This is a genomic window from Sphaerochaeta sp. PS (assembly GCF_032144095.1).
Classification (GTDB): domain Bacteria; phylum Spirochaetota; class Spirochaetia; order Sphaerochaetales; family Sphaerochaetaceae; genus Sphaerochaeta.
Map to the genome: position 1 here is coordinate 115,750 of NZ_JAVSNJ010000003.1, position 22,544 is coordinate 138,293.

Consider the following 22,544-nt stretch of genomic DNA (forward strand, 5'->3'; position numbering starts at 1 on the left):
AATGAATACACAAGAACCAGATCGTGAAATGAATACAGAGAGCCAGGTCCGAAACCAGTTGAAAAAGAAACTGCGCAATCAACGCATTCGACGGGTCATTACCTGGGTGGTTGTCATTGCCATCCTGGTAGGGGCATTCCAGTCCTACTCGTTCTATAAGACCAACGGGCATCTGCCCTGGGCAAAGGCAAAAGCTCCCGTAACTACGGTGAAGGAGAGTGAGGCAAAGGTGTATGAGAGCTCCTTCACCAACACCATCGACCTATCGGGATATGTAGAGCCCAATGATATCCAGAGTGTCATTTTGCGTTCGACAGGAACTGTCACCGACGTCTTCGTCAAGGAAGGGGACTCGGTGAAGAAAGGTGATGTCCTTATCGCCATCGACAACACCAACCAACTCTACGATGTGGCAAGCATCAAGGCTGATATCGAGAAGGCCAAGCTCAACGGAAGCGAACGCGACCTTGAACTCTTGGAGCTCAAGCTCAAGAGCGCGACCAACAAGCTCGACTATACCCAGGCCTATGCCAACTTTGATGGCGTGGTAGCCTCTGTGAAGGTCAGCGAAGGGGATTATTTCGAGGCAGGCTCCTCTGCCATGACCATCATTGACCGTTCAAAGCTGAAGGCCACCGTCGAGATCGATGAGATCGACATGCAGCACATCAAGATCGGACAGAAGGCGGAGCTGGTCTTTGATTCCTATACTGATGGGACCCTTGAAGGGGAGGTGACCTACATCCCGATGATTGGCAAATATACATCCCAAGGCATCGGTGTCATGGAAGTGGAAATAACCATAGCAAATCCTCCTGCATCGATAGCCCCAGGCTATACCTTTGAAGGTACCATCACCAGCGAAGGGGAGACTGTCCTTACCCTGTTGCCACAAAGTGCCCTCACCGTGGGTAGAGGCGGCGTAACCACCGTCACCAAAAAACTGGCGGACGGAAAGACCCAGACTGTCATAGTAACCGTCAAGTATCTGGGTGAAGGGATCAGCCAGTTGCTGACCGGGGACCTGAAGGTCGGCGATACCCTCATCATCCGTAAGACAGATACCAATGCTTCGGCCTTTAGCGCTATGTCTAGCGGTGGAAGGTCACCTGCTGGCGGAATAATGAGGATAGAGTAACCTATGGCAAATAGTGTAATACGACTACAAAATATCAAACGATACTTCATGGTGGGGGACTTTATCGTAAAGGCCCTCGATGGGGTGAGCGTGGATATCAAGCGGGGTGAGTTCACCTCGATCATGGGGCCTTCTGGAAGTGGGAAATCCACGATGATGAACCTCATAGGGTGTCTGGACACTCCAACCAGTGGCCTCATCGATATCGATGGGGAGAATACTGCAGGCATGAATGAGGCCGAACTCGCCTATATCCGTAACCGCAAGGTAGGCTTTATCTTCCAGCAGTTCAACCTGCTGGGGAAGCTGACAGCCCTGGAGAATGTAGTTACCCCACTTTTGTATGCAGGGGTCCCTTCTCGGGACCGAAGGCTGAAGGCAATCGAGGCCCTGGAACGTGTTGGCCTCTCCGATAGGATGCAGCACCGTCCCAACGAGCTTTCCGGTGGGCAGAAGCAGCGGGTGGCCATAGCCCGTTCCCTGGTGAACAACCCAGCGATCCTCCTTGCCGATGAACCGACAGGGGCTCTCGATTCCAAGACGGGAAACCAGATCATGGAACTGTTTGAAGAGCTCAACAGTGAAGGACGGACAGTCATCCTTGTCACCCACGACCGGGAATTGGGGATGCGCTGCCAGCGCCAGATCCATATTCGCGACGGAAGGCTGGAGGAATAGCATGATCATCGAGAACATCAAGCTGGCCTTTGGGGCCATGCGTGGCAGCAAGCTAAGGACAGCCCTCTCCTTGTTGGGCATCGTCATTGGGGTAGGGTCGGTAGTAGCCATCCTCACCATAGGCGACAGCGCTGCAAAAAGCATTACCGAGAGCATCTCCGTAGGTGGTCTGGACATGGTGACGGTCTATCCGGCCTTTGGCCAGCGCACCACAGGGACCTTCACCGAAGAGTTTGGCGATACGATCATGCGTGATGTGGAGGGGATAGAACTTGTTCTGCCCCAAAACACCAGCAGCGCCCAGGTGCGAAACAGCAAGCAAAATATGAGTGCTACCGTAACGGGGGTGCTTTCCAGTTACGGTGAAGCACTCAACTTCGTCTATACCGAAGGGGAGTTCTTCTCTTCCTTGGACAACATAAATCGTCGTCAGGTGGTGGTGCTCGGCTCTGCAGTTGCGGAGGAACTCTTTCCCGAAGGCACAGCCCTGGGAAAATACGTGAGTGTGTTTCGTAACCAGGCAAAAAGCTATCAGGTTGTCGGGGTGATTGAATCAAAGGATGCAACCTTCAACATCTCCTATGATAAGAGCATCTTCATTCCGTACAACACCTATGACCAGCGATTCCGCAAGAATGCCAGTGTCGGCGCCTACGTCCTGAAGGTTGCGGATGGGTATGACACCATCGAGGTTTCCGACAAGGTGACCGAGATGTTGGACGACCTGGTCGGAACAGATGGGTATAACCTGTTCAGCCCGGCAAGCCTTGCTGAGATGGCAACACAGATCACCGGTACCTTCAGTGCGTTCCTTGCGGCCATTGCAGCCATAAGCCTGCTGGTCGGAGGCATCGGCATCATGAACATCATGCTGGTATCGGTAGCCGAACGGACCAAGGAGATCGGGATACGCAAGGCCTTGGGAGCCTCTCCCAATGTCATACGTGGCCAGTTTATCTCCGAGGCTCTGACACTGACGGTCCTAGGGGGAATCCTGGGCATCCTGTTGGGCTCTGGCCTGAGCTTTGTGGTGACGAACCTTATGAAATGGTCGTTGCATTTATCCTATGCCTCGTTCATACTTGCGATGGGTTTCTCGATGTTTGTCGGGGTGTTCTTTGGCTGGTATCCAGCCATGAAAGCCTCCAAACTCGATCCTATAGAGGCCTTGAATTACGAATAAGCGTTTCGGGGGCGTATAGTGGAAGCAAGAAGGACCCGGTGGATGATAGTCGATGGCAGGGAACCTTTCTTTGTCATCACATCCCTAGTTTTTGCATTTCTTGTGTTGATCGGTCTGGTTATCTTTTTGACGACTGCCATCATCGAACGGGAACAGCTCAGGATGCAGTCTGAGGCCGAACGGGCCTTTAACTCTGTATTCCTGGCACTCCAGGACAATACCACCAAGGCATTGAAGACCATGCAGGACGAAGGGGTCAATGGGATCGGGGTGTACAGCTCGATGGGCCGGAAGGTCCTGAGCCTGGGTAGTGTCCCCATGACCATCCCTTTGGCAAAGATTGACAACAAGGGAAACAAACAGGCGAGCAACATCGGTACCGCCACCTATAACAAAGAGACGGGGATGATCGAATACATCCGGTTTTCCCGTCTCACCATCCTCTTGGATACCGGTGAGCTTACCCTTACGGAAAGCGGGCTCCTGCCCGCTCCCATCGACTTTCCCGATGTCCTCTATCTCCATTTCGATGGGCAGAACTACCATCATCGTCTGATGATGATCCTGTTCGTGAGCGTAGTCTCAGTCATGATTCTCATAGGGCTGTTCCTTTTGGTGCTCAGCATATACCGCAACAACCGTCGCTATCGTGAAACCATTGCCAAGCAGGAGAGCCTGGTCAATCTGGGACAGGCTGCAAGGACCTTGACCCATGAGATCAAGAACCCCCTCAGTGCCATTACCATCCAGCTTGCCCTTCTGAAGAAGACCATGCCCAAGGAGAACCTCGGGGACCTGAACCTCATGTCCCAGGAGGTTGAGAGGCTCACCCAGCTGACCAACAAGGTCAGTGACTTTTTGCGCAACCCTCTGGGTACCCCCGTGGTGGTAGACCTCAACGAACTGATCTCCTCCCTCGTCAGATGCTTTGACAAGCCCATACGCTTCACCTCAGAACTGCCGGTACAGATCCTCATCGATAGTGACCGAGCCCGTTCGGTATTTGAAAACCTCCTGAAAAACGCGATCGAAAGCTGCTCAGGCCGAGACCCGGAGGTTGAGGTTGCCATTGCAACGGGTAAGCGCGGGCTGATCCATGTCTATGTCATGGACCGGGGTGATGGGATCAAGAGCTCCGATGAGAAGAAGATCTTTGACCCCTTCTTTACAACCAAAATCCATGGTTCAGGCATTGGCCTCTCCATCTCCCGGCAGTTTATCCGTGCCCGTGGAGGAAATGTGCGCCTCTATGCCCGTGATGGGGGAGGGACGGTAGCAGAAGTTGTGCTTCCCCGTTCCATCCATACAACCAAACTGCTTGATTCGGAGGGAACATGAAAATCTTGATAGTTGATGACGAAACAAATATTCGTGAGCTCATGCACCGCTATCTCCATCTTGACGGCATCGACAGCGATTGCGCCGAGAATGGGCTCAGTGCACAGCGGATGCTCAAGGACGAGCTCTATGATGCCTGCCTCATCGACCTGAAGATGCCAGGGATGGACGGAAACTCCCTTATAGAGTGGATCCGCTCCGAAGGGTTCCGCATGCCCATCATCATGGTAAGTGCCCACGGGGAGATATCCGATGCTGTCAGTGCCCTCAAGCAAGGGGCCCAGGACTATATTGTCAAACCCTTCGATCCAGAGGAGCTGGTCATCAGGTTGAAGAAGCTTGTGGAAGCACAGAATCTCCGTAATCTGGTGGAAAACGAGACACGCAACACCACGGTGGACGACAAGCAGATCTTTGTAGGGGAGAGCCCCTCCATCCGCAAGATCAAGGACCTCGTGGCAAGGATAGCCGAAACCAACTCAACGGTGCTCATCACCGGTGAGAGTGGGACAGGAAAAGAGGTGGTTGCTCGCGATATCCACAACTCCTCCCTGGTAAAAGGTGGTCCTTTTGTGGCCATCAATATCGGGGGAGTTCCCGAGAACCTCCTGGAAAGCGAGCTTTTTGGCTATGAGAAAGGGGCTTTCACCGGGGCCGCCAACCGGAAGACCGGCATGTTTGAGCTTGCCAGCGGCGGGACCCTCTTCCTGGATGAGATCGGGGACATGCCCCTATCGCTCCAGGTGAAGATTCTCAGGGTGTTGCAGGACAAGCGCATCACCCGTCTGGGGGGGACAGACCCGATGCCCATCAATGCCCGCATCATCGCCGCTACCAACAAGGATGTGGAGCAGATGGTCCGGGAGGGGAAGTTCCGGGAAGACCTTTTTTATCGTCTGAACGTGGTACGCATCAGCATCCCCCCTCTGAGGGAGAGGCGGGAGGATATTCCCCTACTGGCTGCAGGAATCCTCAGAAGGTTCAATCGCCAGATGGGACATAGGGTTGAAGGCTTTACCTCTGAAGCCCTCTCCATGCTCACTAGCCACGATTTTTTTGGAAATGTGCGTGAGTTGGAGAACATTCTGGAACGCGCTGTCATCTTTTCCGATACCCCTGAGATCCAGGTGGAGGACCTCGACCTGCGTGGCTCGGTCTCGATGCGTACCCATGACAAGGAGAAGGAAGAGACCAAGATCGACCTCTCCGATGGCAAGAGCCTCAAGGATGTGGAGATCGACACCATCATCCGGGCCCTGCACCGATGGGAGGGGAACCGGACCCGGGCTGCCCAGGAGTTGGGCATCAGCCGCCGTACCCTCATCAACAAGATAGCTGAGAACAACCTTAACCTGTAGGTTGTATCGTTCATGACATAGAGGAGCTTTTCATATGGCTACAATTCCCCGTTGGGACCTGAATCCCATCTATCCTGCTTGCGATAGCGAGCAGTTCTTGCATGACCTGAAGAAGGTCGTCTCGCTTTCTCACGAACTTGAAGAGGCGATACAGGCCCCTTCTTGCGATATTGTCCAGGCTGTGCACTCGTTTGAGCTGGCCCTCGACTACCTTGAGACCCTCTCTGCATACTCTACCTGTCTGCTCACCACCGACACGGCAAACCCCCAATATCTGAAGGCGGTAAACCAGGTGGAGGAAGAGTCGCTGGTTGTGCAGCGCCTTGAGGTGCTCTTCCTCAACTTCCTCAGGAAGAGGGAAGCGGAGGTAGTGGATCTTTCGAAGGAAGGGGGACCCCTCTTTGCCTACCGGTATGTCCTTTCAGAGATGCTCGAGGAACAGAAACACCAGATGGAACCCGCCTTGGAGGATCTGGCTTCCGACCTGGCCCGTTCAGGCACCGATGCCTTCTCCCGCCTGCAGGAAGCCATCAGCTCTTCAGCTACAAGCGATTGGGACGAGACAGAGACCAAGACAGTGATCCAGTTGCGCAACGATGCCTTCAATGCCGACCGCGAGGTACGAAAGAAGGCATTCGAGAAGGAACTTGCCGTATGGAAGCTCTTTGAAATACCCTTTGCAGCCTCCCTCAATGGGGTGAAGGGTACCACCATCACCCTGGACAAGGCCCGTGGGTACGAGAGCCCGCTTGCCCGATCCCTCTCACAGTCGAGGATCGAACCTGAGGTCCTGCATGCCCTCATTGCCACACTGGAAAAGAACCTGCCGATGTTCAGGGACTACCTGAAATCCAAAGCCAAGGCCCTTGGGCTTGCAAGCTGTGCCTTCTATGACCTTTTTGCCCCTGTGGGCAAGGGGGGAAGGTCGTACACTTTCGATGAGGCGCGGGCCTTCATCGTCAAGCAGTTCTCCCTCTTCAGCAAGGAGATGGGCCTGTTTGCAGAGAAGGCCTTCCAGAACAACTGGATCGATGCCGAACCAAGGAAAGGGAAGGTAGGAGGAGCCTATGACACCTCCTTCCCTCTGGTAAAACAGAGCAGGATCCTCTCCAACTTCGATGGTTCCTTCAATGGCTTGTCGACTCTCGCCCATGAGCTTGGGCACGCCTATCATGACAGTGTGGTGCTGCCCCAGAGCCACCTGTTGAGAAGCTATCCGATGACCCTTGCCGAGACAGCCTCCATCTTCAGCGAATATGTGGTGTTCCGGGGGGCCATCAGCAGCTGTTCTGCCGAGGAGAGGTTTACCCTAGTCGAGCATTTCCTGCAGGATACTACCCAGGTCTGTGTGGATATCCTCAGCCGCTTTTATTTTGAGAAGTCTCTGTTTGAGGCAAGGGCGGAAGGGGACCTGATGGCTGACGAGCTTTCAAGCCTGATGGTCGATGCCCAGAAGAGGACCTATGGAGACGGCCTGTCCGTCTACCATCCCTATATGTGGGCTGTGAAAGGCCACTACTACAGCAGTGACCTCTCCTTCTACAACTATCCCTACGCCTTCGGACAGCTTTTCGCCCTAGGCATCTATGCGCAAAAGGAGAAGGATGGCGAAGGCTTTGCAGAGCGATACCGCTCCCTGCTGGAAAAGACCGGCAGTGCCTCTGCACAGGAAGTTGCCCAGGTGCTCGGTTGCGACCTGAGCAGCGAGTCGTTCTGGCAGGAAGGGATGGATATCATAGCCAGCTATGCCCAAGAGTTCAGCAATGCAAGTAACAGTTGAGAAGCTGGTCCAGGGAGGCAGCGGCTTCACTCGCCTGGACACCAACAAGAGCCTCTTTGTTGATGGCGCTCTCCCTGGTGAAGTGGTGGAAGTCTCCATCGACGAAGAGAAGAAGGGGTATGCAAAAGCCCATGTAGTGACCATCCTCCAGGCCTCCGGCGACAGGGTCACCCCTGCCTGCCCCTACTTCGGTGTGTGTGGTGGGTGTGACCTCCAGCATCTGGATAGCTCGGTGCAACCCTCCATAAAATGCCAGATGGTCCTGGAGAACCTCCAGAGGATCGGGGGCATCAAGAGAGAGGATTTCCTTCTGGAGGAGACGGCTTTTGACCGTCCTTGGGCCTACCGTAGCCGGGTACGCTTCCATGTGGATGTTGCAAAGCGCCAGATTGGCTTCCTTGCCAAGAAGAGCAATGACCTTGTCCCTATAGAGCAGTGCCCCATTCTTGTGGACTCCCTCAATGAGCTCCTTGCAAAAAAGGATAGGATCTTGGCCGGAGCAAGGGCCTTGATGTTCTCCACCCGGGGTAAGGGCACCCGATATGTCGAGGTGAATGCCTTTGTGGGGGACAAGGATGTCTCCCTCTCTGATGAGGTGGTCACCACGGTGGTCGATGGCCATAGGTTTTTTGTCTCAGCCAATGTCTTTTTCCAGGGCAACCAGTTCCTGCTCCCTGCAATGGCTAGCTTTGTCCGCTCCCAGGTGAAAGGCTCGACGGTAATGGACCTCTATAGCGGGGTAGGTACCTTCAGCAGCTTCCTTGCAGAAGAGGGGAGGCTCCTCATCGCTGTCGAGAGGCAGAAGGAGTGTCTTGCCCTTGCAAAGAGGAACGTCCCCTCCCTTGAGGTCTACAGTGATGATGTCCAGCTTTGGGCAAGGAAGCAGAAACGTCCGGTTGATACGGTCGTGGTCGATCCTCCCCGTACGGGACTGGAAGAGGGCTTGCCCTCCCTCATCGCCTCCTGGAAGGCACAAAGGGTCATCTATGTCTCCTGCGACAGCGTTACGCTAGCACGAGACTTGCAACGGTTTGCCCAGCAGGGGTACACTGTACGCAGTGTGAAGGTCTTTGATCTCTACCCCCAGACCTTCCATCAGGAAGTGGCGGTTGTCATGGACAGAGAGGAGCTTACCCTATGAAAGATGGTTTTATCGCCTGCGGCACCCTATCACCCACAATCAAGGTAGCAGATTGTGCCTTCAATGTTGCCTCCATCAAGGCGGCCATAGATAAGGGTTTGGCTCAGAATCTCTCCTTGCTGGTGCTCCCTGAACTTGTGGTTACCGGCTATACCTGCTCCGACCTCTTCTTGCAGCGCACCCTTCAGGAAGCTGCGGTGGATGCAGTCGGAGAATTGGCATCATACACAAAAGGCCACGAGATGGTTGTCGTCTTTGGCGCCCCCCTCATCTTCTTTGGGAACCTCTACAACTGTGGCGTGGTGGTGCAGGATGGGCGAATCCTTGGCATGGTGCCCAAGCAACACCTTCCCAACTATGAAGAGTTCTACGAAAAACGTTGGTTCAGCCTCCCCCCTGAGGATGTCAGGGAGGTAACGGTGGCAGGCCAGAAAACCTTGTTTGGCACCCGATTGCTGTTTCCCTGCTCAACTGTTCCTGAATTCATTCTTGGAGTGGAGATTTGCGAGGACCTGTGGGTCCCCCTCAGTCCTTCCACCTTCCTTGCACTGGCAGGAGCCACCATCATAGCCAACTGCTCGGCAAGCGATGAGTTGGTTGGCAAAAAACAATTCCGTCGTACCCTGGTCTCCTCCCAGAGTGCCAAGCTCGTCTGTGGTTACATCTATAGCAGTGCATCCCAAGGCGAATCGACCACCGATTTGGTCTTCTGCGGCCACAACCTCATCTATGAGAATGGAAAGAACCTCGGCGAGCAGTTTCTCCAGGAGGATGAACTGCTCTTTACCCAAATTGATGTAGAGAGGCTTGCTTCCGAAAGGCTTCGCATGCACACCTTTGGTGAAAAGGTGCAGCACTATACTTCAGTTCCTTTCACCCTGAGCCTGCACGAATCAGACCTGACCCGGTTTGTGGACAAGGCCCCCTTTGTCCCCAGCGACCCTGCGACCAGGGCCGTCCGCTGCGAAAAGATCCTCACCCTGCAGGCTATCGGGCTGAAGAAGAGGCTTGAGCATACCAAGGTCAAAAACGTGGTGCTCGGTCTTTCCGGAGGGTTGGATTCTACCCTTGCCCTGCTGGTAGCAGTACGGACCTTTGACCTTCTGGGCCTTGACCGGAAAGGCATCATAACCGTTACCATGCCCTGCTTTGGGACAACACCCCGAACAAAGAACAATGCGACCCAACTGGCAAAGGCGTATGGAGTGACTTTGCTTACGATCCCCATTACCAAGGCTGTCCTACAGCATTTCAAGGATATTGGCCACGATGTGGAGATCCATGATGTCACCTACGAAAACAGCCAGGCCAGGGAACGAACCCAGGTACTCATGGACCTTGCAAACAAGCATGGCGCCTTGGTTCTGGGTACCGGTGACCTTTCCGAGCTCGCCTTAGGGTGGGCAACCTACAACGGGGACCATATGTCGATGTACGGGGTAAACTCCTCAGTTCCCAAGACGTTGGTCCGCCATCTGGTAGCCTATGTTGCAGAAACCCAGGAAGCCAAGGTAAAGAAGGTCCTGCTTGACATCGTTGCCACCCCTGTTAGCCCCGAACTGCTCCCAGCCTCTGCAGACGGGACCATCAGTCAGGTTACCGAGGAGGTGGTGGGCCCCTATGCCTTGCACGACTTCTTCCTCTACCAGGTGGTGCGCCTGCACTTCAACCCAAGCAAGGTGTTGCGTCTGGCCTTGGTGGCCTTTGATGGTGAGTATGAGCCCCTATTCATCAAGAAATGGCTGAGGACCTTCTACTACAGGTTCTTCAGCCAGCAGTTCAAGCGTTCCTGTCTTCCCGATGGTCCGAAAGTCGGTTCGGTATCCCTCTCGCCTCGTGGGGATTGGCGGATGCCAAGCGATGCTTCGGTCGCAATCTGGATGGCTGAATTGGAACGTTTTGACCTGGATAGGTAAAAACTGATCACTATTTCCAAAAAATATTCTCAGGGCGTTTTGTATCTAGCTCCTCACTTTGCTGTTATATAGGTAAGGAGTTTTTGCTTTGATGAAAAAGAAATTTCTGGCCATCCTGCTTGTTGTGCTTCTCCTTCCTGCTGTTCTGGGCGCCAGAAGTTTGCTGGATGTAAGCCTTGGGTTTGGAGGTGCATATTCCCAACCAAGTGCCGGTAGTTTTTCCGATGGCCTTGCACAGCCAGAAAACTGGATGTTTGGAGGGGAGATAGCCGTTCGTCTTACTGTCCTGCAAGCCCAGGCGATGGCCTTTCCAATCCAATGTAAGGGTAACGGACAGGGCGTCCTGTTGCTTGGCCTGGGTAGCTTGAACGTCCCTGTTGTGGGTTCCTTGTTGTTTTTGGAGTTGGGCCTGGGCCCAAGCGTAACATACGTTCCTTCAAGCAAGAACAATAATGGTGCCTACTATGTGTTGAAGGATGAAACGGAGAAGCCTGCTACTGAAATTTCCTTTACCGATGCACTGTTGCAGAGCCCCATGTACTTGCAACTGGGCTTGGGAGTGGAGATCGGTACTGTGGGAGTGAGGGTAAGGTATCTGCTTAGAAGTGATTGTACTCTGCAGAACTTGCTTGATACACGCTCTCCATTAGATCTTTTTGTACTGGATAGCGGTTCACTTTCTCTTGCGTTGTCACTGAAAATGTTCTAGATTGTTATATAAGAATGATATGGCGGTTAAATACCGATCAAAAAAGGGGTAGAAAATGAAAAAGAGACTCATTGTCCTGCTAATTGTCGTATGTGTGCTTCTTCCTGCAACACTGAGTGCAGCTATGGTCGATCTGAGTATCGGTGCTACTGCCCTGTATAATCAGACCTTTACTCAGATGCAGACAGCCTTTGATGCTGAAGACTATACGGGCTTCAGTACATTCGAAAACTACGCCTTTGGTGCAGATGTCCGGATGAAGATCCTGCTTGCCGAAGTTGACTTGGTAGGTATGTTTGGGCAGGAGACCATTGGTGGAACCGACTATACTACCATTTCCGTTTTGACAGCTGGTGGCATATCCTTGGATATCCTCAACTTTGCCCGTCTCGGATTTGCCATGGGCCCACGCTTCAACGTATACATTGATTCCGCAACCGGTGAGGCTCAGGTCAAGGATTCGAATAACGTCCTTGTCGACTGGAACAACTTTGGGGATGCTTTCCTCAAGTCCCCTGTCGCCTATCGTGCAACTGTCGACTTCGATCTTGGTGGTCTGATGCTCGGTCTCAACTACACCGTTGACACCCTCTACACCTTTGAGAACTGGGACAAGGTCCAGGACCTCTTCGATGCCGATCCCAATGGTGGAAAAGTTGGTATATCCCTGCTGTTCTCCCTTCTCTAGACATCACGTAGCATAAAGTACTGCAGGCCCGGAGGAATCCGGGCCTGTGTTGCTTTTCTGCCTAGGCTAAGTATGGTACAGTAGTGCCAAGGAGCATAATCATGGCCAAAAAAGGTTTTTTCCACCTCTTCTTTTCAGCATTGGGAGCAGCGCTTCTCTGTTTTACCCTCCTCTATTTCTTTGCCCCGAACATGAGCATGCAGTTTCTTGGTGTCAGCTTTGCAACCCGAAAAGGTTCAGCCAATGCCCAGATGATCACAGCAGTTGAGACAGCTGTGGAGGGTGTGAAGAATAGCCCGGAGTTTACCAAGGAGTCGCTGGACAAGCTGCAGGACCTTCTGAAAAGCAAGGATATTCAAGACAAGCTCAAGGCTGCTGCCAAGCAGGGTGAGGATGTATTGAAGAAAACCATCGATTCGGTCACGGATGCAGTGAAATGAACCCTTTTTCCGTAACATTTCTCGGAACTGGTACCAGTCATGGGATCCCTGTGATAGGGTGCTCCTGTCCTGTCTGCTTCTCCAGCGATCCCCATGACAATCGCTACCGAAGCAGTATCCTCCTAGAGGATGGCCACCATACCCTGCTTATCGATACGACACCTGAGTTTCGCCTGCAAGCCTTGCGCTCTTCCCTGACGAGCCTTGATGCAGTGCTCTATACCCATGACCATGCCGACCATTTCAACGGAATCGATGACCTGAGGGTGTTCAGTAAGGTGAAGGCCCTTCCTGTCTACTGTTCAGGCGAGGTTGTCTCATCCATCAAGGACCGGTTTGGCTATGTGCTGAAAAGCTATGATGAAGCAGGGGGAATCCCTCACCTACAGTTGCATGTGCTGGAGCCTTACCAAAAGGTCAGCATCGCAGGCTTTGAGGTCCTACCCATACCGATTCGTCATGGATGCAAGCTTATTCTGGCTTTCCGGATAGGAAACTTCATCTATGCCACCGATAGCAGTGGCATCCCACCAGAGAGCCTTCCTTACTTTGAAGATGTAGATACGCTTGTACTGGGAAGCTTGCGTTACCGGCCTCACCCCACACATTTCAGTGTGGATGAGGCGACCGCCTTTGCTACGAGTGTTGGGGCCAAACGGGTCTATCTTACCCATTTGTGCCATGATATAAGCCACAGCAAGCTCGACTCAGAGCTTCCTTCCCACATGCATGTGGCATACGATATGCTAACGATTACCATAGGGGACAACAATGGCCAATGATTCCATGGAACTGTTCGGGGAACAGGATTTTGACCAGACCAGGTTGGAGGAGGAAGCTGCCTTGCGTCCACCTCTGGTCATTGAAAAGCGTGTGGAAGTTGCAGAAGAGAAGCATGACGGGCAGTCGAAGCCTACTTCTGGGAAGAAGCTCTATATCATCGATGGCTATGGCCTGATCTACCGCTCCTACTATGGGTTCATCAACAATCCGATGAAGGATTCCCAAGGCAACAACATCTCGGCAGTCTATGGGTTCTTCTCCACCACTCTGAAGCTGCTGCGCGAGGAGAAACCCGATTACATGGTGGTGGCGATGGACAGCCATGGTCCCACCTTCCGTCATGAGCTCTATGAACCGTACAAGGCCAACCGCGATGCAGCCCCCGAGGACTTGCACACCCAGGTGCCCATCATAAACTCGATCCTCAAGGCCCTTGAGATCCCCATGGTGGAGATGCCCGGCTTTGAGGCGGATGACATCATCGCCACCCTGAGTGAAGAGGCAACACGCCATAAGATTGACACCATCATGTTTACCGGTGACAAGGACCTGCTGCAGCTGGTTGACGAACACACCTTTGCCCTTAGGCCTGCTAAGAAAGGGGAGAATTTCTACCGCCTGATGGGTATCAAGGAGGTTGAGGAGGAGTTTGGCATCGCTCCGAGCCAGGTAGTCGACTACCTCTCCTTGCTGGGAGACTCCTCGGACAACGTTCCCGGCGTCAAGGGTATCGGGGCGAAGGGTGCGGTCAAGCTCCTGCAGCAGTTCGGGACCATAGAGGAGATCTACAAGAACCTCCGTCTCTGCGCCAAAGGGATCCAGGCAAAACTGCAGGAGGGAGAAGAGCTGGCAAAGCTGAGCAAGAGCTTGGTGATGCTCAAGCGCGACCTCTTTGCCGTCGAATCCTTCGACACGAAGGAGTACCTGCTGGATGACCTGAACTATGGGGCAGCCATTCCCCTTTTTGAGCAGATCGGTATGAAGAGCATCATCAGGGAGATGGAAAGGCTTTCCCAAAAGGAACCTACCATCCAGACCCACGAGGTGGTCAAGAAGGCGATGAAAAGCTCCGAGAGGGGAACCTACGAAGCTATCCTGTCGCTTGCAAGGCTAGAGGAGCTGCTCAGGCAGGCGGAGAAGGCGGGTGGCATCATCTCCTTTGACTTTGAGACGGATTCCCTCGACTCCATGCTTGCCAAACCCCTTGGCTTCTCCTTTTGTTGGGAGGAGGGCATAGCCTACTACCTTCCACTCATCAGCGAGGGCAAAAGGCTCTTTTCTGACGAGGAGGTGAAGAGGGTCCTCAGTGACTACCTCTGTACTGGAAAACTCTCCCTGGTAGGGCAGAACATCAAGTATGACTACAAGGTCATGGTGAACTGGGGCCTCAGGCCAAAGCATGTCATCTTCGATACCATGATTGCAGCGTGGCTTCTGGACAGCACAGGGGTGTTCAACATGGACTACCTTGCCGAGAAATACCTTGACTACAAGACACTCTCCTACAAGGAGGCTGTCCCCAAGGGCCAGATGATCAGCGACATTCCCCAGGGCCAGGCGGTATTCTACGGGGCAGAGGATGCGGACATCACCTTCAGGCTCTACAAGCTATTTGAAAACCTCTTGGTTGCAAGAAATCTCATGGGCCTGCTCAAGGACCTGGAGATGCCTCTGTTGCTCATCATTGCCAATATGGAACTGGAAGGAATTTTCCTGGACAGGACGCTTCTGGAACCACTGACTGCAGAATTCGAAGGAAGAATCCAGGCCATCCAGGAGAAGATCTTTGAGATCTGCGGCCATGAATTCAACCTGAACTCACCGAAGCAGTTGCAGGAGGTGCTGTTTGTGGAGCGAGAGATTCCCACCGGGGCAAAGACCCGTACCGGATTCTCCACTGCTACCGATGTGCTGGAACCCCTGAGTGACAGCTATCCAGAAATTGCCTTGATCCTGCAGTACCGTATGCTCAACAAGCTGAAGACCACCTATATCGACAAGTTGCCCCTGGAGATCCTGGAGAGGACGGGGAGGATCCATCCTACCTTTTCCCAGACAGGGACAGAAACCGGAAGGCTCTCCTGTAAGGACCCCAACCTGCAGAACATCCCTGTCAGGACAGAGGAGGGTAGGCGCATCCGCTCCTCCTTCGTCCCCAAGGAGGGATATCTCTTCCTCTCGGCCGACTATTCGCAGATCGAACTGGTTGTTCTTGCCCACATGGCTGATGACCCTGGCCTGAAAAGTGCTTTCCTCAAAGGGGTGGATGTCCACAGCTCTACAGCCGCCCTCATCTTCGATGTGCCCTTGCAGGAGGTGACAAGCGAGCAGAGAAGGATAGCCAAGACCATCAACTTCGGAGTCATGTACGGAATGGGGCCCCACAGCCTGGCAGGGGACCTGAAGATTACCCACTCCGAGGCGAAGGCCTTCATCGAGCAGTACTTTGCCCGTTACAGCGCGGTTCAGGCCTTCATCGAGAAGACCCGTGAGGATGCAGGCCAGAATGGCTATGTATCAACCCTGCTCGGGCACCTTCGGACCATAACCGAAATACAGAGCAGGAACGGGGTTGAACGGGCCAAGGCCCAGAGGATCGCCGTGAACACTGTGATCCAGGGCAGTGCTGCAGACATCATGAAGGAGGCCATGCTGAGGATCGACAAGGCCTTGGCAGAGCACTCTCCTTCCACCAGGCTTCTGTTGCAGATTCACGATGAACTGGTCTTTGAGGTCGCCGAAAGCGAGCTTGAGAAGGTGCATGCCCTGGTCAAGGAAGCTATGGAGGGGGCTGTCAAGCTGTCGCTGCCCCTGCATGCCAGCATCGAGACGGGCAAGAGTTGGGGAGAGATCCACTGATGATGGTCATTGGTCTGACAGGAAAGGCTGCTGCTGGGAAGAACGTGGTAGCCGATGCATTTTCCACCCTAGGCTGTGAGGTTGTTGATGTCGACCTTCTGGGCCATTCGGTGTTGGAACAAAACCAGGATCTTCTGCAAAAGAGCTTTGGCAAGGATATTGTCAGGGAGGGAAGGGTTGACCGCAGGGCCCTCGGGTCCTTGGTGTTCTCCGACCCTGAGAAGCTCCACCTGTTGGAAGCCATCACCCATCCTGCGATGGTAGAGGCTTGCAAGCGCCTGATCGAAGAAGCAAAGAGCGCTCAGAAGCCTGCACTCGTCATCAACGCAGCCTTGTTGTATCGTATGGGTCTCTACACCCTGTGTGACCATGTGGTATTTGTGAAGGCTCCCTGCCTGGTCAGGTTCCTACGGTCAAGGAAGCGCGAACATATCACCTTAGCAAAATTTCTTTCTAGGGAGAGGGCCCAACAGGATGTCCGTAAGGAGGTTTTTCCTTCTTCCCTACCAGTGTTCTCCCTGTCCAATGGTTCTGATAGAGTGTTAATTCATCGACAAGTCACAACCTATTGTGCTACGATAGGAATCGGAGTTTCATCGGTACGATGAAACAATTGTCTTATGAGGGTTTGAAATGAAGAAATCGGTTCGGATAAACTTACTGGTGATTACAATGGTCCTGGCAATCTTTGTGTTTGCAGGGATATGGTACCTGCGTCCTAGTGTTCCCAATGAACTGATCGAGCAAGCCCGCCAGCGCCAGTTGCAACCTCTTTTGGAGATTGATGCTCCGATACGAAAGCCTGTAGTCGAATCTGTCACACAACCTCTGGTTGACAGGAAGGCCTTGGCTGAAGAGCTGTTGCCCACCCTTACCGAACAAGTTTCCCGCTCCCTCGAGGCTCCACTCTATGAGAAGATGAAGGCTCAGTTTGCCTCTGATGAAGCGTTTATCTCCCAGCTGAAGAAGGTACTTAGCCTCGATGGGCAGCCTCTTGTACAGCAGACCGTCACCCCCTCTGTCCCGCAGGGTTTGCAGTCTGATTTTAACGATCAGCTGGAACTCTTCCGTCAGGAGGTCCTCGCTACCATTGGGACAGAACAGGCATCGTTCTTCTCCCAGATGGAAGGTATGTTTGACTCCCGTCTGGATAGTTTCTCCACAGATTTTACCGCAGAGATGCAGGCCTATGTACCTCAATTGGTTGATAGGATGATCCCGACCCTGGTTGAGAAGCTGGTCGCTGAGCTAGCCCTGAACAAGGAGAAGTATCTGCCCTATCTGGCCCAGGAGATGCAGGCCTACTATCCACAAGGCATTTCTGAAGCAGAGTTGCTGGTGTTGTACAACTCCTACCGAGACCAGATTGTCACAGACCTTGTCCCTGCCATCCTTGCCGCTTTGGAAGAGCCAGCAAGAGCGGAAGTTGCCCAGATGGTGAAGAGCCTTACCATACCTGCAACGGTAGCTCCTGCAGCCCCTGCAGTAGTGAAGAGTGCTGTGGTTCAGGAGGCGAAACCTGCACCTGTGGTCGTTCCTGTCGAGCCTGTTGCTACTCCTGTCAAGGCGGTTGCTCCTGTCGTCCCTGCTGATAAACCTATAGTTGTTGAAACCAAAGTTGTTCCTGTGGAGCCTGTTGCCACTCCTGTCAAGACGGTTGCTCCTGCTCCTACGATGCTTCCTACCAAGACAGTAGTCGTCAAACCAGAGCCTCCAAAGCCTGCCATTACGCTGCCCACCTTCGCCATGGATGAACCAGAGGTGTTTGTGGATCCTATTGTCTATGAGCAGAAGCGTACAGAGATCAGGACCAAGGCTATCGAAGAGGTCCTCAAGCGTATCCAGGGGCTGTAAAGGCCCCTCAATCCTTAGGATAGGTTCTTGTTTTCCCTTCAATGGTCGTGAAGGTCCACTCTGCACAGGTGTTGGTCTCCTGCAGATATCCCCCACTTAGGGGAACCTTTCCACCTCCCTGAGGGAGGTCGACGGCATAGACCGGCATGGCTAGGCCTGAAAGTCGTTTCCGCAACTCCTTTTCCAGAGCGAGGCCCCTCTCCAGGGGAACGCGGAAGTGTGAGGTTCCTGCCACCAGATCTCCCTGGAAGAGATAGTAGGGCTTGATCCTGGAGAAGACCAGCTTGTTGCACAGCTGCTCCAGCACATCCACATTGTCATTTACCCCTCTGAGCAGGACGCTCTGGTTCATCGCGGGAATCCCAGCGTCGACAAACTTAGCTACTGCGGCGACAGCCTCCTCGGTGAGTTCCCTGGGGTGGTTGAACTGGGTCATCAGGTAGAAGGGAGCGGTGGTGTACTTTTTGAAGATGGCAACCAAGCTGTCGGTGATCCTCATGGGGTTGGCTGCAGGCATCCTGGTGCAGAGCCTGATGACCAAGTCTGGCCTGGCGCTCCTGAAGGATGCGATGAGTTCATCGATTTTGGAGTCGGAGAGGGTCATCATATCCCCTCCGGTGAGCAGGATCTCCTTTATCTCTCCATGGGCCTTGACGTAGGAAGCGGCCTCCTCAATCTGGGCCTTGCTGGCAGGACCCTGGAAGGTCCCGGTGAAACGACGCCTGAAGCAGTGCCTGCAATACATGGCGCAGACATCCGTCACCAGAAAGGCAACGCGGCTGGGGTAGCGGTGGATGAGCCTCTCTGTTACCGAGTGCTCTTCCTCTGCAAGGGGGTCCAGGCCCTCTTCATGGTGGTTTTCCCCTTCGCGGATGGTAGGGACCACCTGGATGCGCAGGGGGTCTTTCGGGTCATCCTTGTCCAACAGTGAAAGAAAGTAGGAGGGTATGGCTAGGGGAAGGACCCCTTCAAGGCTGCTATATGCTAGTTCCTCTTCTGAGAGGCTCAGATAGGTTTCAAGTTGGGCGAGGGTGGTGACCGTATGGCCCTTTTTTTCTTCATTCATGCAAGTGGTGTACCCCAAACTGCACGTTTGGTCCAGCCTTTGGAGAAATCCCTTCACCCGGGAACCTGTTTTCATGCTACAATTCGGCCATCGAGGCTTGGAAAAGGAGAGCGGCATGGCTATAACTAAAACGAGTGGAAAGAAGGGGCTCAAGGGCTACTATCTCACCACATTCCTCATAGGGTTAGGATTCTTCACCATGGGGTTGATGGATCCCTTGTATGACACCTATGTTCCTATCTTCCTTGGGAAGTACCTCACTTCCAAGGCGCTCATTGGTACCATCATGACCTTTGACAACATGCTGGCGATCCTGCTTATCCCCATCTTCAGCGCACTCAGCGACCGCACCCAGACAAGGATTGGCAGAAGGATGCCCTATATCGTCATCTGCCTGCCTATTACCGCAGTGGCCTTCGGCCTTATCCCCATAGCCGCCCTGACAGGGCTCTGGTTGCTCATCGCCCTGGTGTTTGTACTCAACCTCTTCAAGCAGGCTGTACGGGGCCCTGTGGTGGCCCTCATGCCTGATATGATCCCTGGCGAACTGCGCAGTGAAGCCAATGGTGTCATCAATACGATGGGGGGCATTGCAACCATCGTAGGGACTGTCGGCCTAGCCAGGCTGATGGACATTCCCATCAACCTCCCTGGAATGGGTCCTACCAAGGATATCCTTGCGTTCCCTCTTTCTTCCATCCTGGTGCTCCTGGCTGTGGTGTTGCTCTTCTTCTTCGTGAAGGAGAAGCAGGCCATCAACAAGGAGGAATCTGAGAAGAAGGAACCTATCCTCCACTCCCTGAAAGTCATCTTCTCGGAGAAGGACAAGAGTGCCCTCTATATCCTGCTCTCCCTCCTGCTCTGGTTTATCGGCTACCAGGGAATTCTTCCCTTTGTCGGGCTCTACTCCAAGGAGGTCCTGCAGACAAGTAGTGGCACAGCCTCCCTTGCCGCAGGCATGGTAGGTATCGCCTATGCAATCTTTGCGATCCCTTCAGGGATCATTGCCCATCGGCATGGAAGGAAACGAACCATACGTACCTCGCTGCTGTCGCTGGTGGTGATCCTCACGGTGATCTTCTTCCATGACCCCCTGACTTCCGGAATGGGCCCTGCCATAAGGCAGTACACCTTCTGGGCACTGCTCTTCCTTTTCGGCATCTTCTGGGTCTCGGTTGTCACCAACAGCTTTCCGATGCTCTGGCAGATGTCGACCTACAAGACGGTGGGAATCTATACCGGGCTCTACTATTTCTTCAGCCAGCTGGCATCGATCATCTCCCCTCCGATAACCGGTGCCTTCATCGACTTCTTCGGATTCAGGGCTATTTTCCTCTATGGCGCGACCTCCATGCTCATCGCATTCTTTTTGATGCAGCATGTCCATCGTGGAGAACCTGAGGACGATCCTGTAGCTGAAAGGGCTAAGTAGAATCTCCTATCCATAGTATCGAACCATATTGGGCCCCAGTCGTAGGTGATTGGGGCCTATTTCATGCTAAAAAGGGAAATGAGCGATATTTCTGCGTTATGTTGTAAAAACAACAGAACCTATATGTCCTTTCCTGTATGGTCTCTTTGGAGGAAAGGGATGAGTATACATTTCGTACCGGCAGAGACGTTTGAGTTCAAAACATGGTGAAGTATCAGGGCGGCCAGGTAGTGAGCAAGACCCTTGCCCAGGATACGAGCCACAGCCTCACCCTCTTTGCCTTTGAGAAAGGGGAGGAGATCAGCAGCCATTCCAGCAGTGGTGATGCCTTGGTCATCGCCTTGGATGGGGTAGGACAGGTCACCATTGATGACCAAGTGTTTACTCTGAAGGCCGGCGAGTCCATTCTCATGCCAGCCAACCGACCACATGCAGTATTTGCTCCAGAACGCTTCAAGATGTTTCTGGTAGTTTCATTCTAAGATAGGAGAAAAGAACGTATGGACAACAAGATGTTTTGCTTCCAGTGCCAGGAAACTGCACGCAATATTGGATGCACCCAGATGGGAGTTTGTGGAAAGAATCCAGAGACTTCGAATATGATGGACCTGCTTATTTGGGTCACCAAAGGACTGAGCCAGGTTACCACGAGGCTGAGAGCAGAAGGGAAGGCAATCCCCTCTGAAGTGAACCACATGGTTACCTTTAACCTCTTTAGCACCATTACCAATGCCAACTTTGATGAACAGGTCATTGTGGAGCGCATCCTCCTTACCCTTGCAACCAAGAAGACCCTGCTTGCCAAACTTTCCAACAAGGAAGGCCTCAGTGGTGCTGCACTCTACGAGGCAACCGACAAGAGCCTCTTCCTCGACCAGGCCAAGGGTGTCGGCGTCCTCAGCGAAAGCAATGAGGATGTCAGAAGCCTCAAGGAACTGATCACCTACGGCCTTAAAGGTGTGAGTGCCTACTCCAAGCATGCAAACGTCCTGATCAAGGACGACGAGAAGCTCGATGAGTTCATCCAGTCGACCCTTTCTGCCCTTCTCGAGGAGAAGAGTGTCGAGGAGCTTGTTGCCCTCACCCTGGAGACAGGTAAGTTTGGTGTAGCCGGTATGGCCCTTCTTGATGGAGCAAACACCGCTGCCTATGGCAATCCTGAGATGACCCGTGTCAAGCTTGGTGTTGGCAAGAACCCTGGCATCCTCATCAGTGGCCATGACCTTCGCGACCTTGAGATGCTGCTTGAGCAGACCCAGGGAACCGGTGTTGATGTCTACACCCACTCTGAGATGCTTCCTGCACACTACTACCCTGCATTCAAGAAATACCCCAACTTCTACGGAAACTATGGTAACGCCTGGTGGAAGCAGAAGCAGGAGTTTGCCTCCTTCAACGGACCTATCCTCATGACCACCAACTGTATCGTGGCCCCAGCTGACTCCTACAAGGACCGCATCTTCACCACCGGAGCTACAGGATTCCCTGGTGTCAAGCACATTCCTGGCGACATCGGTGATGTCAAGGATTTCTCTGAGATCATCGCCCTGGCCAAGAAGAGCCCAGCCCCTACCGAACTGGAGACAGGCGAGCTTGTCGGTGGTTTTGCCCACAACCAGGTGTTTGCCCTTGCAGACAAGGTTGTCGATGCTGTGAAGAGTGGTGCCATCAAGCGCTTCATCGTCATGGGTGGTTGTGACGGAAGGTCCAAGTCTCGCGACTACTACACCGAGTTTGCCCAGGCCCTGCCCAAGGATACCGTGATCCTTACCGCTGGTTGTGCAAAGTACAAGTACATCAAGCTCAACCTTGGTGACATCGGTGGTATTCCCCGCGTACTCGATGCTGGTCAGTGCAACGACTCCTACTCCTTGGCTCTCATTGCCCTGAAGTTGAAGGAAGTCTTTGGTCTGGACGACATCAACGACCTGCCCATCTCCTACAACATTGCATGGTACGAGCAGAAGGCTGTCATCGTCCTGCTTGCCCTGTTGTACCTTGGGGTGAAGAACATCCACCTCGGCCCAACCCTTCCTGCCTTCCTTTCGCCAAATGTGGTGAACGTGCTGGTGGAGAACTTCGGCATCGCTGGAATCTCCAGCGTTGAGGAAGATCTCAAGGTCATGGTTGGCTAACAGTAAAACAGCACCGGCTTATCGCCATTGTTGAAAAAAAGGGGAG

The 22,544-nt window shown here is 53.3% G+C and carries 19 protein-coding genes; 18 read left to right on the top strand and 1 reads right to left on the bottom strand.

The window, feature by feature from the left end:
- Position 1 precedes the first annotated feature (1 nt).
- The 15 genes from ROJ03_RS05075 (at position 2) to ROJ03_RS05145 (ending at position 17,865) form a co-directional block, all read left to right on the top strand.
- Complete coding sequence (locus tag ROJ03_RS05075) at positions 2-1,138, top strand: efflux RND transporter periplasmic adaptor subunit (protein WP_313725914.1); 1,137 nt, start codon at positions 2-4, stop codon at positions 1,136-1,138.
- A 3-nt stretch (positions 1,139-1,141) separates the two neighbouring features.
- Positions 1,142-1,816 carry an ABC transporter ATP-binding protein gene (locus ROJ03_RS05080; protein ID WP_313725915.1) on the top strand — a complete coding sequence of 225 codons (675 nt, stop codon included), beginning with the start codon at positions 1,142-1,144 and terminating at the stop codon, positions 1,814-1,816.
- A gap of 1 nt (position 1,817) precedes the next feature.
- Positions 1,818-2,999: an ABC transporter permease gene (locus ROJ03_RS05085; protein ID WP_313725916.1), complete on the top strand. Its 1,182-nt coding sequence runs from the start codon at positions 1,818-1,820 to the stop codon at positions 2,997-2,999.
- Between the two features lie 18 nt (positions 3,000-3,017).
- Positions 3,018-4,337, top strand: a complete 1,320-nt coding sequence (locus ROJ03_RS05090) for an ATP-binding protein (RefSeq protein ID WP_313725917.1) — start codon at positions 3,018-3,020, stop codon at positions 4,335-4,337.
- Positions 4,334-5,695 (top strand): sigma-54 dependent transcriptional regulator, encoded by a 1,362-nt coding sequence (locus ROJ03_RS05095; RefSeq protein WP_313725918.1) that lies wholly within the window; start codon positions 4,334-4,336, stop codon positions 5,693-5,695. Before ROJ03_RS05090 ends, ROJ03_RS05095 begins: the two co-directional genes overlap by 4 nt.
- A 34-nt stretch (positions 5,696-5,729) precedes the next feature.
- Positions 5,730-7,475, top strand: a complete 1,746-nt coding sequence (locus ROJ03_RS05100; RefSeq protein ID WP_313725919.1) for a M3 family oligoendopeptidase — start codon at positions 5,730-5,732, stop codon at positions 7,473-7,475.
- Positions 7,459-8,616, top strand: coding sequence for a TRAM domain-containing protein (locus ROJ03_RS05105; RefSeq protein WP_313725920.1), 1,158 nt, complete (start codon positions 7,459-7,461; stop codon positions 8,614-8,616). Before ROJ03_RS05100 ends, ROJ03_RS05105 begins: the two co-directional genes overlap by 17 nt.
- On the top strand, positions 8,613-10,532 hold the full coding sequence (locus tag ROJ03_RS05110; RefSeq protein WP_313725921.1) for an NAD(+) synthase: 1,920 nt from the start codon (positions 8,613-8,615) through the stop codon (positions 10,530-10,532). Before ROJ03_RS05105 ends, ROJ03_RS05110 begins: the two co-directional genes overlap by 4 nt.
- Positions 10,533-10,623: 91 nt before the next feature.
- Positions 10,624-11,241 (top strand): hypothetical protein, encoded by a 618-nt coding sequence (locus tag ROJ03_RS05115; protein WP_313725922.1) that lies wholly within the window; start codon positions 10,624-10,626, stop codon positions 11,239-11,241.
- Positions 11,242-11,296: 55 nt separating this feature from the next.
- Entirely contained in the window at positions 11,297-11,929 is a 633-nt protein-coding gene (locus ROJ03_RS05120) for a hypothetical protein (RefSeq protein ID WP_313725923.1), read from the top strand.
- Positions 11,930-12,030: 101 nt separating this feature from the next.
- Entirely contained in the window at positions 12,031-12,369 is a 339-nt protein-coding gene (locus ROJ03_RS05125; protein WP_313725924.1) for a hypothetical protein, read from the top strand.
- Positions 12,366-13,151: an MBL fold metallo-hydrolase gene (locus ROJ03_RS05130; RefSeq protein WP_313725925.1), complete on the top strand. Its 786-nt coding sequence runs from the start codon at positions 12,366-12,368 to the stop codon at positions 13,149-13,151. Before ROJ03_RS05125 ends, ROJ03_RS05130 begins: the two co-directional genes overlap by 4 nt.
- Positions 13,141-16,011 (top strand): DNA polymerase I, encoded by a 2,871-nt coding sequence (polA, locus tag ROJ03_RS05135; protein ID WP_313725926.1) that lies wholly within the window; start codon positions 13,141-13,143, stop codon positions 16,009-16,011. The genes ROJ03_RS05130 and polA overlap by 11 nt, the downstream gene beginning before the upstream one ends.
- Complete coding sequence (gene coaE / locus ROJ03_RS05140; protein ID WP_313725927.1) at positions 16,011-16,619, top strand: dephospho-CoA kinase; 609 nt, start codon at positions 16,011-16,013, stop codon at positions 16,617-16,619. The genes polA and coaE overlap by 1 nt, the downstream gene beginning before the upstream one ends.
- 25 nt (positions 16,620-16,644) lie before the next feature.
- Entirely contained in the window at positions 16,645-17,865 is a 1,221-nt protein-coding gene (locus ROJ03_RS05145; RefSeq protein WP_313725928.1) for a hypothetical protein, read from the top strand.
- A gap of 7 nt (positions 17,866-17,872) precedes the next feature.
- Here the strand turns inward: ROJ03_RS05145 and ROJ03_RS05150 are convergent, their stop codons facing one another.
- Positions 17,873-18,931: a KamA family radical SAM protein gene (locus ROJ03_RS05150; RefSeq protein ID WP_313725929.1), complete on the bottom strand. Its 1,059-nt coding sequence runs from the start codon at positions 18,929-18,931 to the stop codon at positions 17,873-17,875.
- A 115-nt stretch (positions 18,932-19,046) separates the two neighbouring features.
- On the opposite strand from ROJ03_RS05150, the gene ROJ03_RS05155 reads away from it, so the two are divergent.
- The 3 genes from ROJ03_RS05155 (at position 19,047) to hcp (ending at position 22,498) form a co-directional block, all read left to right on the top strand.
- Positions 19,047-20,363 carry an MFS transporter gene (locus ROJ03_RS05155; protein WP_313725930.1) on the top strand — a complete coding sequence of 439 codons (1,317 nt, stop codon included), beginning with the start codon at positions 19,047-19,049 and terminating at the stop codon, positions 20,361-20,363.
- A 203-nt stretch (positions 20,364-20,566) separates the two neighbouring features.
- Positions 20,567-20,845, top strand: coding sequence for a cupin domain-containing protein (locus tag ROJ03_RS05160; protein WP_313725931.1), 279 nt, complete (start codon positions 20,567-20,569; stop codon positions 20,843-20,845).
- Positions 20,846-20,863: 18 nt separating this feature from the next.
- Positions 20,864-22,498: a hydroxylamine reductase gene (gene hcp / locus ROJ03_RS05165; protein ID WP_313725932.1), complete on the top strand. Its 1,635-nt coding sequence runs from the start codon at positions 20,864-20,866 to the stop codon at positions 22,496-22,498.
- The last annotated feature ends 46 nt before the right edge of the window (positions 22,499-22,544 follow it).

Bases quoted from the DNA above. Each gene is read 5' to 3' on its own strand.
- ROJ03_RS05075 (WP_313725914.1), top strand. From the start codon at position 2: ATGAATACACAAGAACCAGATCGTGAAATGAATACAGAGAGCCAGGTC.
- coaE (WP_313725927.1), top strand. From the start codon at position 16,011: ATGATGGTCATTGGTCTGACAGGAAAGGCTGCTGCTGGGAAGAACGTG.
- ROJ03_RS05105 (WP_313725920.1), top strand. From the start codon at position 7,459: ATGCAAGTAACAGTTGAGAAGCTGGTCCAGGGAGGCAGCGGCTTCACT.
- ROJ03_RS05160 (WP_313725931.1), top strand. From the start codon at position 20,567: ATGGTGAAGTATCAGGGCGGCCAGGTAGTGAGCAAGACCCTTGCCCAG.
- ROJ03_RS05150 (WP_313725929.1), bottom strand. From the start codon at position 18,931: ATGAATGAAGAAAAAAAGGGCCATACGGTCACCACCCTCGCCCAACTT.
- ROJ03_RS05100 (WP_313725919.1), top strand. From the start codon at position 5,730: ATGGCTACAATTCCCCGTTGGGACCTGAATCCCATCTATCCTGCTTGC.
- ROJ03_RS05080 (WP_313725915.1), top strand. From the start codon at position 1,142: ATGGCAAATAGTGTAATACGACTACAAAATATCAAACGATACTTCATG.
- ROJ03_RS05120 (WP_313725923.1), top strand. From the start codon at position 11,297: ATGAAAAAGAGACTCATTGTCCTGCTAATTGTCGTATGTGTGCTTCTT.
- polA (WP_313725926.1), top strand. From the start codon at position 13,141: ATGGCCAATGATTCCATGGAACTGTTCGGGGAACAGGATTTTGACCAG.
- ROJ03_RS05095 (WP_313725918.1), top strand. From the start codon at position 4,334: ATGAAAATCTTGATAGTTGATGACGAAACAAATATTCGTGAGCTCATG.
- ROJ03_RS05155 (WP_313725930.1), top strand. From the start codon at position 19,047: ATGGCTATAACTAAAACGAGTGGAAAGAAGGGGCTCAAGGGCTACTAT.
- hcp (WP_313725932.1), top strand. From the start codon at position 20,864: ATGGACAACAAGATGTTTTGCTTCCAGTGCCAGGAAACTGCACGCAAT.
- ROJ03_RS05125 (WP_313725924.1), top strand. From the start codon at position 12,031: ATGGCCAAAAAAGGTTTTTTCCACCTCTTCTTTTCAGCATTGGGAGCA.
- ROJ03_RS05085 (WP_313725916.1), top strand. From the start codon at position 1,818: ATGATCATCGAGAACATCAAGCTGGCCTTTGGGGCCATGCGTGGCAGC.
- ROJ03_RS05110 (WP_313725921.1), top strand. From the start codon at position 8,613: ATGAAAGATGGTTTTATCGCCTGCGGCACCCTATCACCCACAATCAAG.
- ROJ03_RS05145 (WP_313725928.1), top strand. From the start codon at position 16,645: ATGAAGAAATCGGTTCGGATAAACTTACTGGTGATTACAATGGTCCTG.
- ROJ03_RS05115 (WP_313725922.1), top strand. From the start codon at position 10,624: ATGAAAAAGAAATTTCTGGCCATCCTGCTTGTTGTGCTTCTCCTTCCT.
- ROJ03_RS05130 (WP_313725925.1), top strand. From the start codon at position 12,366: ATGAACCCTTTTTCCGTAACATTTCTCGGAACTGGTACCAGTCATGGG.